We start from the raw sequence: 19469 nt of genomic DNA on the forward strand, positions 1-19469 counted from the left end.
TGGCCCCGACGTACCTTCGAGGAGCTGGTGTCCAATGTCCGAAGAGGCCAGGCTTCGGGAGTACCTGCGGCGTGCGGTCGCCGACGCGAGCTCACTCCAGCAGCGGTTGCGCGCGGCCGAGGAAAAGACCGGTGAACCCGTCGCCATCGTGGGCATGTCCTGCCGGTACCCGGGGGACGTGCGGACGCCCGGTGATCTGTGGCGCCTGCTCGTCGACGAGGTGGACGCGGTCTCGGACTTCCCCGCCGACCGCGGCTGGGCGGAGCTGACCGATCCGGCTGGCGCCGAATTCGCCCGCGTCGGTGGTTTCCTGCACGACGCGCCCGACTTCGATCCCGGGTTCTTCGGTATATCCCCGCGCGAGGCGTTCGCGATGGATCCGCAGCAGCGACTGCTGCTGGAGGTCGCGTGGGAGGCGTTCGAAGACGCCCGCATCCCGCCCTCGACCGTGCGCGGCGGACGCTGCGGCGTGTTCACCGGAGTGATCTACCACGACTACATCGCCCGGCTGGGCCGAATCCCGGCCAGCATCGCCGGTTTCCTCGGCACGGGTGGTGCGGGCAGCATCATGTCCGGCCGGATCGCCTACACGCTGGGGCTGGAAGGCCCCGCGATCACCGTGGACACCGCGTGCTCCTCGTCGTTGTCCGCGCTGCACTGGGGAGCGCAGGCGCTGCGGCTCGGCGAATGCGATCTCGCGCTCGCCGGCGGCGCCACGGTCATGGCGACCCCGACCACGTTCCTGGAGTTCGCGCGCCAGGGCGGGATGGCCGCCGACGGCCGGTGCAAGGCGTTCGCGGCCGCCGCCGACGGGACGAGTTGGGCCGAGGGAGCCGGGCTGCTGCTCCTGGAGCGGCTGTCGGACGCGCGGCGCAACGGGCACCGGGTGCTGGCGGTGGTGCGGGGCAGCGCGGTGAACTCCGATGGCGCGTCCAACGGGCTGACCGCGCCGAACGGCCCGGCGCAGGAACGGGTCATCCGGGCGGCACTGGCGAACGCGCGGCTCTCGGTGTCCGATGTGGACGTCGTGGAGGCGCACGGGACCGGGACGCGGCTGGGCGATCCGATCGAGGCGGGTGCCTTGCTGGCCACCTACGGGCAGGGCCGTGAGCGGCCGTTGTGGCTGGGTTCGGTCAAGTCCAACCTCGCGCACACCCAGGCCGCGGCGGGCGTCGCCGGGGTGATCAAGATGGTGATGGCGATGCGGCACGGGGTGCTGCCGAAGACCCTGCACGTCGACGAGCCCAGTCCACACGTGGACTGGTCGTCGGGCGCCGTGGAACTGCTGACCGAGCGCCGCGACTGGGCGACCGGCGGAGATCCTCGTCGCGCGGGTGTGTCCTCGTTCGGGTTCAGCGGCACCAACGTGCACGTGATCCTGGAACAGTCCGGGCCGCGGGACGGGCCCGATCCCGTCGAGCCGACGGAAATGCCGCTGGTGCCGTGCGTGGTGTCCGGGCACACCGCCTCCGCGCTGCGAGCGCAGGCGGACCGGCTCCTCGCCACCTGCGGCACCGGCACCAGCCACCTCGATCTCGGCTGGTCGCTGACCGCCACCCGGGACGCACTGGCGCACCGGGCGGTGGTGCTCGCGACCGATGCCGAGGACGTGCTGACCGGTTTGGCCGCGGTATCCGCAGGCACGGACTGCGAGCATGTCGTACGGGATGTCGCCCGTCCTGGTCCGCTCGCGGTGTTGCTGTCCGGCCAAGGTTCGCAACGACCGGGCATGGGACGGGAGCTCCACGAGGCGCTGCCGGTGTTCGCGGCGAAGTTCGACGAGGTGTGCGCCGAGTTCGATCCGCTGATCGGTGCCTCGCTCCGCGAGATCGCGTTCGCCGAGGACAGCGAGCTGTTGTCGCGTACCGAATACGCGCAACCCGCGCTGTTCGCGTTCGAGGTCGCGCTGTTCGCCGTGCTGGTGAGCTGGGGAGTGCGCCCCGACTTCCTGCTCGGGCACTCGCTGGGCGAACTCGTCGCCGCGCACCTGGCGGGGGTGCTGTCGTTGCGGGACGCCTGTGCCGTAGTCGCGGCCAGGGGCCGGCTGATGCAGTCCCTGCGCGGTGGCGCGATGCTCGCCGTTGAGGCCACCGAAGACGAGGTGCGGGCGGTACTGGCCCGCTGGGAGCACGCGGCGGGCATCGCGGCGGTGAACGGTCCCGACGCTGTCGTGGTTTCCGGGACCGAGGCGGCGGTGCTCGCGGTGGCCGGCGAGTTCCAGGACCGCCGGACCAAGCGGCTCGCGGTGGAGCACGCCTTCCACTCCCCGATGATGGAGCCCATGCTCGGCGCTTTCCGGGCCGTGTTGGACGGTGTCGCCTTCCACCCGCCGGGGATCACGATCGTGTCCAATCGCTCCGGGAAGCCCGCCACGGCGGCGGATCTGTGCTCCGCCGAGTACTGGGTGCGGCACGTCCGTGAGACCGTGCGCTTCGGCGATGGCGTGCGGTTCCTGATGGGCGCTGGAGTGCGCACCATGGCCGAGATCGGTCCGGAGCCGGCCCTGTCGGTGATGGTGCCGGACGACTTGGCGATCCCGTTGGGGCGCGGCGGTCGCCCCGAGCCGGTCACGGTGGTCACCGGGCTCGCCAGGATGCACGCCCGAGGGGTGGCGCTGGACGGCGCGGCACTGTTCGCCGGGAGCGGAGCCCGCGATGTCGAGCTGCCCCGGTACGCGTTCGAGCGGCAGCGCTACTGGCTGGAATCCGCCGGGCACGGCGGCGACGCGACCGGGCTGGGACAGCGATCGATCGACCACCCGGTGCTGTCCGCCGCGCTGTCCCTGCCGGATTCCGGCGGTGTCGTGCTCACCGGCCTGCTGTCCGCGTCGCAGCACGACTGGCTCGCCGGGCACGCGGTGTTCCCCGGCGCCGGTTTCGTCGACCTGGTCGTGCGGGCGGGAGACGAGACGGGATGCGCCAGGGTCGAGGAGCTGACCCTGCTCGACCCGTTGCCGCTCGCGACGCCGGTCCGGATCCAGGTGCGCGTGGCAGGGGCCGACGACACCGGCCGCCACGGCGTGAGCGTGCACGCCACGAGCACTGACGAGTGGACCTGTCACGCACGGGGTGTGCTGAGCCGGGAGGCGGTACCCGCCACGGAGATCGGGGACGGCGAGCAAGGTACCGACATCGCGCTCGCCGAGGCGGCGGGCGAGCTGGTTCACCGGTACCGGCTGCACCCGGACCTGCTGACCCGGGCGTTGCACGGTTCGCCCGGCTCGCCCTTCCGGTGGCGCGGTGTCTCCGTGCACGCCGTCGGCGCCACCAAGGTGCGTGCGTTCACCACCGGCTCGTCGGTCGAACTCACCGACTCGGCCGGGCTGCCGGTGGCCACGGTGGAATCCGTGGAGTTCCGGGACGAGGACGCCGCGGATCCCGTCGTGGCCGGGGTTCGCGTCGCGGATGCGCTGTTCCGGCTCAACTGGGTCGAACACCGTCCCGCCGCCACCTTCGGCACGACGGTCGGCGTGCTCGGCGAACCCGATCCGGCGTTGGCTGGCGCCTTCGCCGCGGCCGGGATCGAGGTACGCCGGCACGCGGACGGCACCGACTCGCCGGACGTGGTTTTCTTGGCCTGCCCGGATTTCCGCGACGCGCCGGAGGTGCCCGCGATGGTGCGCGCCGCGGCGGGCGCGGCGCTCGCCTCGGCACAGGACTGGCAGGCGCGGGCCCAGCTCGTGTTCGTAACCCGCGGCGCGGTGGCCACGTCGCCGGGCGAGGACGTGCCGAACCTGCCAGGGGCGGCGGTGTGGGGCCTCGTGCGGTCGGCGCGGGCGGAGAACCCGGGGCAGTTCGCGTTGCTCGACGTGGACGACGGCGAACTGCCCGTCGCCGGGGTGCTGTCGGCCCTCGCCGCGGGGGAGTGGCAGCTGGCGGCCAGGGCGGGTGCGGTGCTGCTGCCCCGGATCGCCCGAGCCGAGGTGCCCGCCGAACCGGCGGGCTGGGACGCGACCGGAACGACGCTGATCACCGGAGGCACCGGCGCGCTCGGTGCCGCGGTGGCGCGGCACCTGGTGAGACGGCACGGGGTGCGGCACCTGGTGCTGACGAGCCGCCGTGGCCCGGCGGCTCCGGGTGCGGCCGAGCTGAGGGACGAGTTGCGCGAACTCGGCGCGACGGTCGACGTGATCGCCTGCGACGTCGGAGTCCGCGACGAGGTGGCTGCGCTGGTGGCCGAGTACCCGCCGACGGCGGTCGTGCACGCCGCGGGCGTGCTCGACGACGGCGTGCTCTCCGCGCTGACACCGGAGCGGATGGACGCGGTGCTGCTGGCGAAGGCGGTCGGCGCCTGGCACCTGCACGAGCTCACCAGGCATCTCGACCTGACCGAGTTCGTGCTGTTCTCGTCGGCTTCGGGTGTGTACGGCACACCGGGCCAGGGCAGTTACGCGGCGGCCAACTGCGCGCTCGACGCCTTGGCGGCGCACCGGAACGCGCACGGGCTTCCCGCGCTGGCACTGGGCTGGGGCATGTGGGCGGCCGCCGACGGAATGGCGGCCGCACTGGACTCCCGGGCCGTGCGCCGGATGACCAGCACGGGTGTCCGTGCGTTGTCCGTGCCGGAGGCGCTGGCGCTGTTCGATCTGACCCGGCGATTTCCGGAACCGGTGCTGATGCCGATGCGGCTGGACTTCGCCGCGACGGCCGACTCGCCGCTGTTGCGCGAACTGGTCGACGGCGTCACCCGGCGAACGGCCGTCGCGAGCGGCGTGCGCGAGCGGCTCGCGGGGCGATCGGAGGACGAGCAGCGGGCGACGTTGCTGAAGCTCGTGGTCACGAACGTCGCGGCGGTGCTGGCGATCACGGACCCGCGACTGATCGACGGCGACCGGGCGCTGCGCGATCTCGGGTTCGACTCGCTGACCGTGGTGGAACTCCGCAACAGGCTCGCGGACGCCACCGGCCTGCGACTGCCGGCCACCGTCGTTTTCGATCATCCGACCGCCGGTGCGCTGGCCGAGCACCTGCACGCACAGCTGACCTCGGGCCGGGGGCATGCGCACCCCCGAGCGCGCTCCAGCGCGGTCGCGGCCGACACCGAGCCGATCGCCATCGTCGGGATGAGCTGCCGGCTCCCGGGCGGGATCGACACCCCGGACCGGCTTTGGGAGGCGGTGTCCACCGGACTCGACGTGATCGCCGACTGCCCCGCCGATCGCGGATGGCGATCCCGCCACGGCGAGGATGGTCCCAGGCGGGGCGGTTTCCTCACGACGGCGGCGGAGTTCGACCCGGAGTTCTTCGGCATCAGCCCGCGCGAAGCGCTGGTGATGGACCCCCAGCACCGATTGCTGCTCGAGACCGCTTGGGAGGCGGTCGAATCCGCGGGCATCCTGCCAGCCGAACTGCGAGGCACCGACACCGGCGTGTTCGCGGGCATCACGCTTCAGGACTACCCAGCCGTGCTGGCGAGCACGAGCGAGCAGCTGAAAGGCGATCTGTCCACCGGCACGTCGGCGAGTGTGGCCTCCGGCAGGATCGCGTACCTGCTCGGTCTCGAGGGTCCCGTGCTCACGGTGGACACGGCGTGCTCTTCGACCCTGGTCGCCCTGCACCTGGCGGCGACCGCGCTGCGCCGCGGCGAGTGCTCTCTCGCGCTGTGCGGCGGGGCTACGGTGATGGCCACCGACGCCTCTCTGGTCGAGCTGACCAGACAGGGCGTGCTCGCCCCGGACGGCCGGTCCAAGTCGTTCGCCGACGGCGCCGACGGCGCCGGGTGGGCGGAGGGCGCGGCGGTGCTACTGGTGGAGCGGCTCTCCGACGCGCGGCGGCGCGGACATCCGGTGCTCGCGGTGGTGCGCGGCAGCGCGGTCAACTCGGACGGGAAGTCCAACGGCCTGACCGCGCCGAACGGGTTGGCGCAGCAACGGGTTATCCGGCAGGCGCTGGACGGCGGCGCGCTCGAACCGTCCGATGTGGACATCGTGGAGGCGCACGGGACCGGAACCAGGCTAGGCGACCCGATCGAGGCGCGTGCGCTGATCGCCGCTTACGGGAAGGACCGGCGGCCCGACCAACCGTTGTGGCTGGGATCGGTCAAGTCCAATCTAGGGCACACCCAGGCCGCCGCGGGAGTCAGCGGCGTGCTGAAGATGGTCATGGCGCTACGCCACCGGGTGCTGCCGAAGACCCTGCACGTGGACTCGCCCACGACGCGGGTGGACTGGGAGCCGGGTGCGGTGCGGCTGCTCACCGAGTCCGCGCACTGGCCCGACCGCGGCCGGCCGCGCCGCGCCGCCGTGTCCGCCTTCGGGATCAGCGGTACCAACGCTCACGTGATCATCGAGGAGGCCCCCGCACCGGCGGCGGCCCCGGAGCCCGCCGAAACACCAGCCGGATCTCCGTCCTGGGTGCTGTCGGCGCGCACCGAACCGGCCCTGCGCGACCAGGCCGCGCGCCTGATGTCCGTTGTGGACGGTCACGCGGAAAGGGACATCGCGTTCTCCTTGGCCACCACGCGAACCGCCTTCGAACAACGTGCGGTGGTGCTGGGGCGGGACCGCGAAGAACTCGTGAGCGGACTCGGTGTGCTGGCTTCGGGCGGAACGGCGGCCCAGGTCGTGCGCGGATGCGCGGACACGACGGGGAAGGTCGTGTTCGCCTTCGCCGGAGCGGGTGGGCAGTGGCGTGGCATGGGCGCGGCACTGCTCGATTCCGCTCCGGCCTTCCGGCAAGCCGTGGCCGACTGCGAGCGGGCTTTCGAACCGCACCTGGCCTGGTCGGTGACCGAGGTGCTGCGCGGCACGGTGCCACTGGGTGGGGCCGAGGTCGTCCAGCCCGCGTTGTTCACCGTGATGACCGGGCTCGCGGCGCTGTGGCGGTCTTGCGGGGTGGTGCCCGCCGCGGTGGTCGGGCATTCGCAGGGCGAGATCGCGGCGGCGCACGTGGCGGGTGCGCTCTCGCTGGAGGACGCGGCGGCGGTGGTCGCGCTACGCAGCCAGGCGGTGCGCGTACTGGCCGGCGACGGCGGGATGATCACGGTCCCGCTGCCGGTCGGCGAGGTCGAGCGGCACCTGGCCAGGTGGTCCGGTGCGCTGTCGGTGGCCGCGGTGAACGGGCCGGCCTCGGTCACCGTGTCCGGCGACGACACCGCCGCCGCGGAACTGCTGTCCGAACTGACCGCCGCCGGAGTGCCCGCGGGCAGGCTGCAAGCCGATTTCGCCGCGCATTCGGCACAGGTGGAGAGGCTGCGCGAAGAACTCCGCACGGCGCTGGCCGGCATCCGGCCGCGTTCGGCGGCCGTACCGTTCTGCTCCACGGTCACCGGCGGGCTGATCGACACCAGCGCTCTCGACGCGGAGTACTGGTACCGGAACCTCCGCCAGACGGTGCGCTTCGAACAAGCCGTGCACACCCTGCTCGAGCTGGGCCACGACGTGTTCTTGGAGCTGAGCGCGCATCCCACCCTCACCGCACCGGTCGAGGAGATCGTGGACGATCGCGCCGCCCACGCCGCGGTCGTCGGCTCACTCCGGTTCGGCGACGGCGGTATCGACCGGTTCACCACGTCACTGGCGGAAGCGCATGTGCGCGGCGTTTCCGTCGACTGGCCTGCGCTCGAAGGGGGACGCCGGATTCCGCTGCCGACCTACCCCTTTCAGCGGCGCCGGTTCTGGCCCGCGCTCGCCGCCGCGCCGGTGCGCACCGAGCAGGATCCCGCCAAGGCCGAATTCTGGCGATCGGTGGAGGCCGGGGACACCACGGCACTGGCGAAGGCGCTCGACGTGGACGAAGACGCGCCGATGCGGTCGGTTGTGTCCGCGCTGTCTTCCTGGTGGCGGCACCGTCAGCAGGAGTCGCTTGTGGACTCCTGCCGCTATCGGATCTCGTGGCGGGCAACGCCCGCTTCCGCCGCGATGCCCTCGGGCGAGTGGCTGGTGCTCGCCGAGGAGCCGGAAGACGCGGTACTGGCCGCGGTGGCGCGATCGGTCGTGGTCCGCCCGCCCCGCCCGAGCACCCGCGAGTCCCTGGCGGATCTGCTCCGCGAGCACGCCGCGTCGCACGAGGTGGCCGGGGTCCTTTCGCTGCTCGCGTCGCATGAGGAGGATCCGCTCGCCGCGACGGTGGCGTTGGTGCAGGCCCTCGGTGACGCGGGAATCGAGGCGCCGCTGTGGTGCGCGACCAGGGGCGCGGTCAGTGTCGTGGCCACCGATCCCGCGCCGGACCGGGACGGCGCGCAGGTGTGGGGGATGGGCCGGGTCGCGGCGTTGGAGCACCCGGACCGGTGGGGCGGCCTCGTCGACCTGCCGCCCGTCCTGGACTCCGCGGCGGTGGACCGGTTGCGCGCGGTGCTCGCCGGGACGGGGGAGGACCAGATCGCGATCCGGGCGTCCGGTACGTACGGGCGGAGGCTGGTCCGGGCCGAGCCGCGGACCCGGATGTGGCAGCCACGAGGCGCCGTGCTGATCACCGGCGGTACCGGCGCGGCGGGAGCCGAGATCGCCCGCGGCCTGGCCCGGTCGGGGGCGGAGCACCTGGTGCTCGTCAGCAGGCGGGGCCAGGACGCGCCCGGCGCGCGAGAGCTGAGCGCCGAGCTGGTTGCGGCGGGCGTCGAGGTGACGGTCGCCGCGTGCGATGTCGCCGATCGCGCGGCGCTCGCGGAACTGCTGGCGGGATTGCCCCGGCTGAACGCGGTCGTGCACACGGCCGGGATCGGCCAGCTCACCGCGCTGGCGGAGACCGGGGCCGAGGAACTCGCCGTCGTCCGCGCGGGGAAGGTGGCCGGTGCGCGGAACCTGGACGAACTGCTCGCGGACGACGACTTGGCGGCGTTCGTGCTCTTCTCGTCGGGCTCCGGCGCCTGGGGCAGTGCGGGACAAGGCATCTACGCCGCGGCCAACGCGGCGCTCGACGCGATCGCCGCTCAGCGGCGGGCACGGGGTCTCGCCGGCACTTCGATCGCGTGGGGCAGGCTCTCGGTCGGTATGGCGGGCGAAGCCGACGACGAGATGTGGGACCGGCTCGGGCTGCGCCCGATGGGGCCCGAGCTGATGCTGACCGCGATCCGGCAAGCGGTCGCGGACCCCGAGCCGCTCACGGTGATCACCGATACCCAGTGGGACCGCTTCGCGCCCGCCTTCACCATCAGCCGCGCCAGTGCGCTGCTGGCGGATCTTCCCGAGGCGCGGGCGGTACTGGAGACGTCGGAGGATGACGAGCCGGAGGACTCCGTGTTCACGGCGAGGCTGCGCGACCGCACACGAGTGGAACAGGACGCACTGCTGCTGGACCTCGTGCGCGACGAGGCGGCCGTGGTGCTCGGGCTGCCGGACAAGACCGGTATCGGAGTGCGGAAACCGTTCCGGGAACTGGGTTTCGAGTCTCTCGCCGCGGTCGAGCTGCGCAATCGGCTCATGGTGGCCACCGGGCTGCGGCTGCCCGCCAGCCTTGCCTACGACCGCCCGACCCCGCTTGCCGTCGCCGACTACCTGCGGTCGCGGCTGATCCCGTCGGTGACGGAGTCTCCTGGTGACGAAGCGGGCCAGATCATGGCGATGGACGTGGCCGAGCTGGTCCGCAAAGCCATGGACGGCGCGAACGCGTCCTGATCGGCCGTACAAGCCGGATGCAAGGCCGTTGTTCGTAGTGTCGATCCGGCGGTACTCGACCCTGGGGAGTCTGCGGTGGACATGTCGTTCGAGCAGGTGGTTCACGCGCTGCGCACGTCCATGGTGGACAACGAGCGGTTGCGCAAGCGGAACCTGGAGCTGGCGGGGACCACCGCGGAGCCGATCGCCGTGGCCGGCATGGCCTGCCGCTATCCCGGCGGCATCGACAGCCCGGAGTCGTTGTGGCGGCTGGTGGCCGACGGTGTCGACGCCATCGGTGACTTCCCGACCGACCGAGGTTGGCCTGCCGAAGCAGGGGACGGCGCGGCGCGGCGTGGCGGATTCCTGTACGACGCGGGCGAGTTCGATCCGGAGTTCTTCGGCATTTCGCCTCGTGAGGCCAAAGCGATGGACCCGCAGCAGCGGCTTCTGCTCGAAACCGCTTGGGAGGCATTGGAAAACGCCGCGATCGACCCCGGTTCCCTCCGGGGACAGCGGGTGGGTGTGTTCGTGGGGAGCAGCGTCCAGGACTACGCGGCGTTCATCGTCCGGTCGCCGGAGGCCGAAGGTTACGGCGTGACCGGCGCACCCGCCGCGGTGCTGTCCGGGAGGATCTCCTACGTACTGGGGCTGGAAGGCCCTTCGGTCACGTTGGACACGGCCTGTTCCTCGTCGCTGGTCGCACTGCACCTCGCGGCGAAGTCGATCCAGGCTGGCGAGTGCTCGATGGCGCTGGTCGGCGGGGTCACCGTGATGACCACCCCCGGTGGGTTCCGGGAGTTCGCCAAACAGGGCGGGCTGGCCCGGGACGGGCGGTGCAAGCCGTTCGCGGAGGCCGCCGACGGGACCGTCTGGAGCGAAGGCGCCGGCGTCCTCCTGCTCGAGCCGCTGTCGACGGCGGTGCGCGACGGGCACCCGGTGCACGGGGTGCTCAAAGGCTCGGCGGTGAACTCCGACGGCGCTTCCAACGGGTTGACCGCGCCCAACGGCCCCGCGCAGGAGCGGGTGATCCGGCAGGCGCTGGCGAACGCGACGCTGTCCGTGGACGGCGTGGATGTCGTGGAGGCCCACGGCACCGGGACCACGCTCGGTGACCCGATCGAAGCACAGGCGCTGCTGGCCACCTACGGGAGCCGCCGCACCGCCGCGCCGTTGCGGCTCGGCTCGCTCAAGTCGAACCTCGGGCACACCCAGGCGGCCGCGGGCGTGGCCGGGATCATCAAGATGCTGATGGCGATGCGGCACGGTCTGCTGCCGAGGACCCTGCACGTGGACACCCCGACCAGCCACGTGGACTGGGCGGCGGGCGCGGTGGAGCTGCTCACCGAGCCGGTGCCGTGGCCCTCGGCCGGGACACCTCGCCGAGCGGGCGTTTCGTCGTTCGGCGTCAGCGGTACCAACGCGCACGTGATCCTCGAAGAGCCGCCGCCGCGCCAGGCGGAGCCCCGATCCGCGCCGAGGGCAGGGGAAGCGGCGCCGTGGGTGCTTTCTGGGCACACTCCGGCCGCGTTGCGCGCGCAGGCGGCGCGGTTGTTGACCCACGTGCGCGCCGATGTCGACGAAAGCGTCAACGACATCGCCTACTCGCTCGCGACCACGCGCGCGGCACTGGCACACCGCGCGGTCCTGCTCGGAGGCGACGCGAAGACGATCGAGGCGAGGCTCGCGGCGCTGGTTTCGGGCTCCACGCACGCCGGGCTTCTCACCGGTGCCACGGTGGAAGGCGCGCTCGCGGTGGTGTTTTCCGGGCAGGGCACGCAACGGGTCGGCATGGGGCGCCAGTTGTACGAGGCGCACCCGCCGTTCGCGAACGCCTTCGACGCGGTGTGCGACGGCCTGCGACCGTTTTTGGACCGGCCGCTGCGCGACGTCGTGTTCGCCGAGGACGACGAACTGCTCAACCGCACCGATTTCGCGCAGGCGGGCATCTTCGCCGTCGAGGTGGCGCTCTACCGCCTGCTGGAGCACTGGGGAGTGCGGCCCGCCTTCCTCGCCGGGCATTCGGTGGGGGAGATCACGGCCGCGCACGTCGCCGGTGTGCTGGCACTGGACGACGCCTGTGCCCTGATCGCGGCACGAGGCCGTCTCATGCGGGACCTGCCGGCCACCGGGGCGATGCTGAGCGTGCGTGCCGCCGAGGCCGAGGTCGCTGAGCTGCTGGACCGCCGCGACGACATCTCGGTCGCGGCGGTCAACGGACCGGACTCGGTGGTCGTTTCCGGTGCCGAACACGCGGTCGCGGCCGTGGCGGAGCGCTGCCGCGCGCTCGGGCTGCGCACCAAGCGGCTCAACGTGAGCCACGCGTTCCACTCCCCGTTGATGGAGCCGATGCTCGCCGGATTCCGGGCCGAGATCGCGCGGATGGACCCGCACCCGCCGCGGCTTCCCTTGGTGTCCACCGTGACCGGCCGCATCGCCGAGGCCGCCGAGCTGATCTCTCCCGAGCACTGGATCCGGCACGTTCGGCGGACGGTCCGGTTCGCCGACGCGGTCGGTGCGCTCGGTGAGGCCGGGGTGAACACCTTCCTGGAGGTCGGTCCCGGTGCGGCGTTGTCCGGTCTCGGCGATGCCGAGTTCATCCCGGCGCTGCGGTCGGACCGCGACGAGGGCGCGGCGGTGGAAGGGGCGCTGGCCCGGTTGCACGTCCGCGGGGTCGCGGTGGACTGGGCCGCCGTCCTCGCGTCGTACAGCACCACGAAAACGGCCCTGCCCACCTACGCGTTCCAACGACGTCGGCTCTGGCTGGAGCCGACCTCCCGGTACGACGACCCGGCCGAGCTGGGCCTCGCCCCGGCCGAGCACCCTTTCCTGGACGCGTGCCTCGAACTGCCCGAGGACGGCGGGATGGTCTTCACCGGCCGCATCTCGCTACGGGCCCACCCGTGGCTGGCCGATCACGAGGTTCTCGGCACAGTGCTCGTACCGGGCTCGGCCATGCTCGAACTCTTCCTGTGGGCGGCGGAACGGCTCGGCGGGCACGGGCTCGACGAGTTCGACATCGGTGTGCCGTTGGTCGCGCCCGAGGACGGGACCGTGTTGCTGCGGCTGGTGGCGGGCGCGCCGGACGAGCGCACCCTGACCCTGTTCGCCCGGCGCGAGGACGACGCCACCGCGCCATGGGTCCGGTACGCGGGCGGACGGGTCGCCGCGGACCGCCCGCGGGTCCCGGGCGACTTGCGGGCCTGGCCGCCCCCCGGGGCGGAACCGGTTGACGTCAGCTCGTTCTACGCCGACGTCGCCGCGGTGATCGGTTTCGGCTACGGCCCGGCGTTCCAGTGCCTGCGCGCGGTATGGAGGCAGGGAGAGGAGCTGTACGCGGAGGTCGCGTTGGCCGGGGAGGCGGGCGCGTACGGGGTGCACCCGGCACTGCTGGACGCGGCCATGCACCCGATGGGCCTCGGCGTGGCCGGGGAGGACGCCGACTCGGCGCACCTGCCGTTCACGTGGACGGGTGTGGCGCTGCACGCGGACCGCGCGACCGCGCTCCGCGTGCGGTTGACCAGGCTCGACCGGGATCGGGTGCGCGTGCTGATGGCCGACGGCGATGGCCTGCCGGTCTGCACGATCGACTCGCTGGTTCTTCGACCGGTGTCCTCGCGCGATGTGAACGCCACGCCGCGCGGGGCGGCGCGTTCGCTGTTCGAGGTGGACTGGGTTCCCGCCGCGCCGGGCGACGCGGTCGCCGATGTGCCCGTGCGGGTGGTGTGGTGCACCGAGTCCCGTGGCGGCGCGGTGGTGCCGGAGGTGCACGACCGGGTGCGGGCGGCGTTGGCCGAGGTGCGGGCCTGGCTGGCCGAAGACCACGACGTCGCCGACCGGCTGGTCGTGGTGACGGGCGAGGACCTGGCAGGCGCCGCGGTGTCGGGAATGCTCCGGTCGGTCCAGAGCGAGCACCCGGACCGGATCGTGCTCGTCGAGGTGGACGGGTCCGGGGAGTCCTCGCGCGCGGTGTCCGCGGCGGTGCGCGCTGCCGTCGCGTCCGGTGAACCCCGGTTGGCGTTGCGCTCCGGCGAGATGCTGGTGCCGAGGCTGGTCCGCGCCCGGCCTGGCGAACGGGCGACGGCGTGGAATCCGGACGGTACGGTGCTGATCACCGGTGGCACCGGCGCGCTCGGTGGTGTGGTGGCGCGCCATCTCGCCGAGGTGCACGGGGTCCGGCGGATCCTGCTGGCCAGCAGGACCGGGAACGCCCCCGGGCTGGTGGACGAGCTGGCCGCGCTCGGGGCCGAAGCCCGTGTCGCGCGGTGCGACGTCGCCGACCGGGAGGCGGTGGCCCGCCTGCTCGCGGGCATTCCGGCGGAACACCCGCTGACCGCGGTGGTGCACACCGCTGGAGTGCTCGATGACGGGTTGTTCGGCGAGCTCACGCCGGAGCGGGTCGCCGAAGTCCTGCGCCCGAAGGTCGACGGCGCATGGCATCTGCACGAGCTCACCCGCGACGCGGATCTCGACGCGTTCGTCCTGTACTCCTCGGCCTCCGGGGTGTTCGGCAACGCGGGACAAGCCAACTACGCCGCCGCGAACGCGTTCCTCGACGCGCTGGCGTCGCATCGCAGAGCGGCGGGACTACCCGCGGTGGCGCTGGCCTGGGGGCCGTGGGCCACTGGAGCCGGGATGGCCGCGGGGCTGGACGGCGAGGCACGGCGGCGGCTCGCCCGGGGTGGAGTGGCGGCACTGTCCGCGGAACGCGGGATGGCCCTCTTCGATCTGGCGCTGGCCACGGACAAGGCGCTGCTGGTCGCGGTCGGCCTCAATCCGGACCTGTTCGGCGCCCCGGTTCCCGCGCTGCTGAAGGCACTGGTGCGTGGCAAACCCGCGACACAGGCAGGCGCGGAGCCGCTGGGACGGCGCATCGCGCGTCTTCCCGAGGCCGACCAGCGCGCGGCGATCCTCGACGCGGTGCTGGCCGAGGTGGCACTGGTGCTCCAGCAGACCGACGCCGATCAGATCGGGTATCGCAGGGCCTTCAAGGAGCTCGGATTCGACTCGCTCACCGCGGTGGAACTGCGCGACCGGCTCAGCGAGGGGCTCGGGGTGCGACTGCCCGCCACCCTGGTGTTCGACCACCCGACCCCGGAGGCGCTCGTCGAACACCTCGTGGACGAGCTCGGCGGGAGATCGCGGCCCGCGACGGTCGGCCGCGTGCGGGCCGAGACCGACGAACCCGTGGCGATCGTGGCGATGAGCTGCCGGTTCCCCGGCGGAGTCCGGTCGCCGGAGGAACTGTGGGCCCTGCTCGCGACCGGAGGTGACGGGATCTCCGCGTTTCCCGCCGACCGCGGCTGGGACAACGACCAGCTCGCACAGGCCGCGCGGAGCCGTCCTGGGAGCAAGTACGTCCTGGAGGGCGGTTTCCTCTACGACGCGGGCTGGTTCGATGCCGGTCTTTTCGGCATTTCGCCGCGTGAGGCGCTGGCGATGGACCCGCAGCAGCGGCTGCTGCTGGAAGCCTCGTGGGAGGTGCTGGAGCGCGCCGGAATTCCGGCTGATTCGCTGCGCGGCTCCGACACCGCCGTCTACACGGGCGTGATGTACCACGACTACGGGATGGCGCTGTCCGCGTCGCCCGAACAGGCCGAGGGATATCTCAGCACCGGGGCGGCTGGCAGCGTGGCGTCGGGGCGCATCTCGTACACCTTCGGTTTCGAAGGGCCCGCGGTCACCCTGGACACCGCGTGCTCGTCCTCGCTCGTCGCGCTGCACATGGCTTGCCAGGCACTCCGCCAGGGCGAGTGTTCGCTGGCGCTGGCGGGTGGCGTGACGGTGATGGCGACCCCCGGCATCTTCGGGGAGCTGATCCGCCAGGGCGCCCTCGCTTCGGACGGCCGGTGCAAGTCGTTCGCGGAGGGCGCGGACGGCACCGGGTGGTCGGAGGGGGTCGGCATGCTCCTGGTGGAGCGGTTGTCGGATGCGCGTCGGAATGGGCATCGGGTGTTGGCGGTGGTGCGGGGTTCTGCGGTGAATCAGGATGGTGCGTCGAATGGGTTGACGGCGCCTAATGGTCCGTCGCAGCAGCGGGTGATTCGGCAGGCGTTGGCGAACGCGGGTCTTGGTGTGTCCGATGTGGATGTGGTGGAGGCGCATGGGACGGGTACGGCGTTGGGTGATCCGATCGAGGCGCAGGCGTTGCTGGCGACGTATGGGCGGGGTCGTGAGCGGCCGTTGTGGTTGGGGTCGGTGAAGTCCAACATCGGCCACACCCAGGCCGCGTCCGGTGCCGCTGGTGTGATCAAGATGGTTCTGGCCATGCACAACGGGGTACTGCCGAAAACCCTGCACGCCGACCGGCCGACGTCCGAAGTGGACTGGTCGTCGGGGATGCTGCGCCTGCTCACCGAACAGCGGGACTGGCCGGTGACCCACGCGCCGAGGCGGGGTGCGGTGTCGTCGTTCGGGATCAGCGGAACCAACGCGCACGTCGTGCTGGAACACGTCGAGCCGGAGGCTGAGCCCGCCGACGGCGGGACGGCCGGTGGCTGCGTGCCGATCCCGTTGTCGGCCCGCGACCCGGGAGCACTCGCGGAGCAGGCCGCGAAACTGCGTTCGCATCTCGACGAGCACGCCGGGCTGACCGTGTCTGAGCTCGGGCATTCGCTTGCCACCACCAGATCGGCGCTGGAGCACCGCGCCGTGGTCGTCGCGGAGGACCGGGCGGTTCTCGCCGCCGGGCTGGGCGATCTCGCGGCCGGACGTCCCTCGCCGCGGCTGGTCGAGGGAGTCGCCGACGTCGAAGGCAAAGTGGTTTTCATCTTCCCCGGGCAGGGGGCGCAGTGGCTCGGCATGGGCTTGGACCTGATCGACTCCTGCCCGGTCTTCGCCGACCGGCTGGCCGACTGCGAGTGGGCTCTCGCGCCGTTCGTCGACTGGTCGGTGACCGAGGTGCTGCGCGGCGCGCCCGGACTGGATCGCATCGAAGTGCTGCAACCGGTGCTGTTCGCGGTGATGGTGGCGTTGGCGGAACTGTGGCGCTCGTGCGGAGTCGTGCCGGACGCCGTGGTCGGGCACTCCCAGGGCGAAGTGGCCGCCGCGTTCGTCGCCGGAGCGCTCAGCCTCGAGGACGCGGCGCGAGTCGTGGCGTTGCGGAGCAAGCTGTTCGCCGACGAGCTGGCAGGCAACGGAGCCATCGCCTCCGTCATGGCGCCGGTCGCCGCGGTGCGTGCACGGCTGGCGCGCTGGGGCGGGAGGCTCACCGTGGCCGGGGTCAACGGCCCCAGTGCCACCACGGTGTCCGGCGAAACCGCCGTGCTGGCGGAGCTGGTCGCCGACTGCGAGGCGGACGGGGTGCGCGCCAGGATCGTCGCCGCGACCGTGGCTTCGCACGGTACGCAGGTCGATCCGCTGCACGACCGGTTGATCGACCTGCTGGCCCCGATCCGCCCGGTCTCCGGCGACATACCGTTCTACTCCACGGTGACCGGCAGCGTGGTCGACGGGATCGACCTCGGCCCCGAGTACTGGTTCGAAAACGCCCGGATGCCGGTCGGGTTCGCCGACACGGTCCGCGCGCTGCTGGCGGACCGGCACCGGCTGTTCGTCGAGATCGGCGCGCACCCGGTACTGGCGGCGGGGGTGCAGGAAACGATCGACGAGGCGCGCGAGCACGCGGCCGTGGTCGGATCGCTGCGCCGGAACGACGGTGGGCCGGACCGGTTCCTCCTCTCGTTGGCGCAGGCGTACGTCCGTGGCGCCCCGGTGGACTGGTCGTCGTGGTTCTCCGGACGGCCCACCCGCCGGGTTCCCTTGCCGACCTACGCCTTCCAGCGCGCCCGCTACTGGCCCGTCGCCGCCGAGCAGGCCCCTGTCGCCGGAGCGGACAAGGATTTCTGGGACGCGGTGGACGGCGCCGACCTGGACGGGTTGGCCGGAACGTTGGCCTTGTCCGACGCGAGCGAGCGGGATTCCCTGAAGTCGCTGCTGCCGTCCCTGGCCCGCTGGCACCGCGATCGGCACACGGACTCGGTACTCGATTCTTGGTCGCACCGCGTCGAATGGCGTCCGGTGAGTACCGGCAGCGCACCGGTGCTGACCGGGGTCTGGCTGCTGGTTGCCCCGGTCGGCGCCGCCCCCGGCGCGGTCGAATGCTGCGTGCGCGCGTTGGACGAACACGGCGCCACCGTGGTGCGGGTCGATCTGGGCGGCGCGGACCTGGACCGGGATCACCTGGCGCGGCGGCTACGGGAGCTGGCGGACGAGCACGGCCAGCCGGTGGGCACGCTTTCCGCACTGGCACTGGACGAACGGTTCGCGGAGCCGTTCGGATCGACGCCTGCCGGGTTGGCGCACACGCTGACGTTCGTGCAGGCGCACGGGGAAGCGGGCTTCACCACACCGATCTGGTGCGTCACCAGCGGCGCGGTCACCGTCGGCGGCACCGACGTGGTGAGCGCGCCGGTGCAGGCGATGGTCTGGGGGCTCGGCCGCGTGGTCGGGGTGGAGCACCCCGAGCGCTGGGGCGGGTTGGTCGACCTGCCCGGCACGCCGGACACGCGATCGGTGGCAGGGCTGGCCGCGGTGCTGGCCGGGGCGGCGGACGAGGACGAGTTCGCGGTGCGGGAGGCGGGCACGTTCGTCGCCCGGCTGGTCAGGGCGCCGCTGCGCGCCCAGCAGGCGGACCACTGGCGACCGAGCGGCACCGTGCTGGTCACCGGCGGGACCGGTGCGCTCGGCGGCCAGGTGGCGCGGTGGCTGGCCGAATGCGGAGCGGAGCACATCCTGGTGACCAGCAGGCGTGGCCGGGAAGCGGCGGGAGCCGAGGCGCTGGCCGCCGATCTGGCCCGTTCGGGCGCGGAGGTGACGATCGCCGCCTGCGATGTGTCCGATCGCGCCGAACTGGCCGGGGTACTGGCCGGGATCCCCGAGCGGTACCCGCTGTCCGCCGTCGTGCACACGGCGGCGATCCTGGACGACGCGCTGCTCGACTCACTGACCCTCGAGCAGGTCGATCGGGTCATCCGGGTCAAGGTGGACGGCGCGGTCAACCTGCACGAGCTCACCAAGGACACGGCACTTTCGGCGTTCGTGTTGTTCTCCTCCTTCGCCGGTACCTTCGGCGTGATCGGCCAGGGCAATTACGCGCCGGGCAACGCCTTCCTCGACGCGCTGGCGCACCATCGCCGGGCGCAGGGCCTGCCCGCCACCTCGATCGGCTGGGGCCACTGGGACGAGGGCGGCATGGCCGACGGTGTCGTGGGGGAGCTGCTGCGCAGGCGCGGTGCGCGCCCGATGGCACCGGAGCTGGCGCTCGCGGCGCTGCGCCGGATCCTGGAGCAGGACCGGACGGCCCCGGTCGTGGTGGACTTCAACTGGGAGAACAGGTCCCTGGAGAACGACCGCCCCGTTCCGTTGCTCGCCGAACTGATCGCCGAGCACGCGATCGGGCCGTCACCGACGACAGCCGAGCCTCGCGGCAGTTGGCGGCAGCGGCTCGGCGGGCTTCCCGCCGGTGAGCGCTTGGACGCCCTGCTCGACCTGGTGCGGCATCAGGTGGCGGTGGTGCTCAGACACGCTGAACCCGCGGGAATCGACGCACGCAAGGCGTTCCGGGACCTGGGTTTCGAGTCGCTGGCGGCAGTGGAGATCCGCAACCGGTTGAACGAGGCCACCGGTCTGGACCTCCCCGCGAGCCTCGTGTTCGACCAGCCGACCCCGCTCGCGCTGGCCGAGCACCTGGCTGCGCGGCTGTTCGCCGAAGCGGTGCCCGCCGGGCCGGTGTCGTTGGCGGACGAGTTGGACCGGCTGGAGCGAAACCTGGTGGGCGCGGACGTCGATGACGTGGAGCGGGCCGCCGTGGCAACCCGCCTGCACGATCTCGTCGAGCTGTGGAGGCAGCGCGGAGCCGGCCAGGACGACGACCTCGGGGCGGCTGACGGAGAGTCGATCTTCGCTCTGCTCGACCGGGAACTCGGCCAGTCCTGAGGGA

At 72.5% G+C, this 19469-nt stretch carries 2 protein-coding genes; both read left to right on the top strand.

Annotated elements, in window-relative coordinates; genetic code table 11:
- Positions 1–64: 64 nt before the first annotated feature.
- Positions 65–9550 (top strand): type I polyketide synthase, encoded by a 9486-nt coding sequence (locus tag HUW46_RS40190; protein WP_442861008.1) that lies wholly within the window; start codon positions 65–67, stop codon positions 9548–9550.
- Between the two features lie 75 nt (positions 9551–9625).
- Positions 9626–19465, top strand: coding sequence for a type I polyketide synthase (locus HUW46_RS40195; protein ID WP_215543890.1), 9840 nt, complete (start codon positions 9626–9628; stop codon positions 19463–19465).
- Positions 19466–19469 lie beyond the last annotated feature (4 nt).

The organism is Amycolatopsis sp. CA-230715, from assembly GCF_018736145.1.
GTDB lineage: Bacteria > Actinomycetota > Actinomycetes > Mycobacteriales > Pseudonocardiaceae > Amycolatopsis.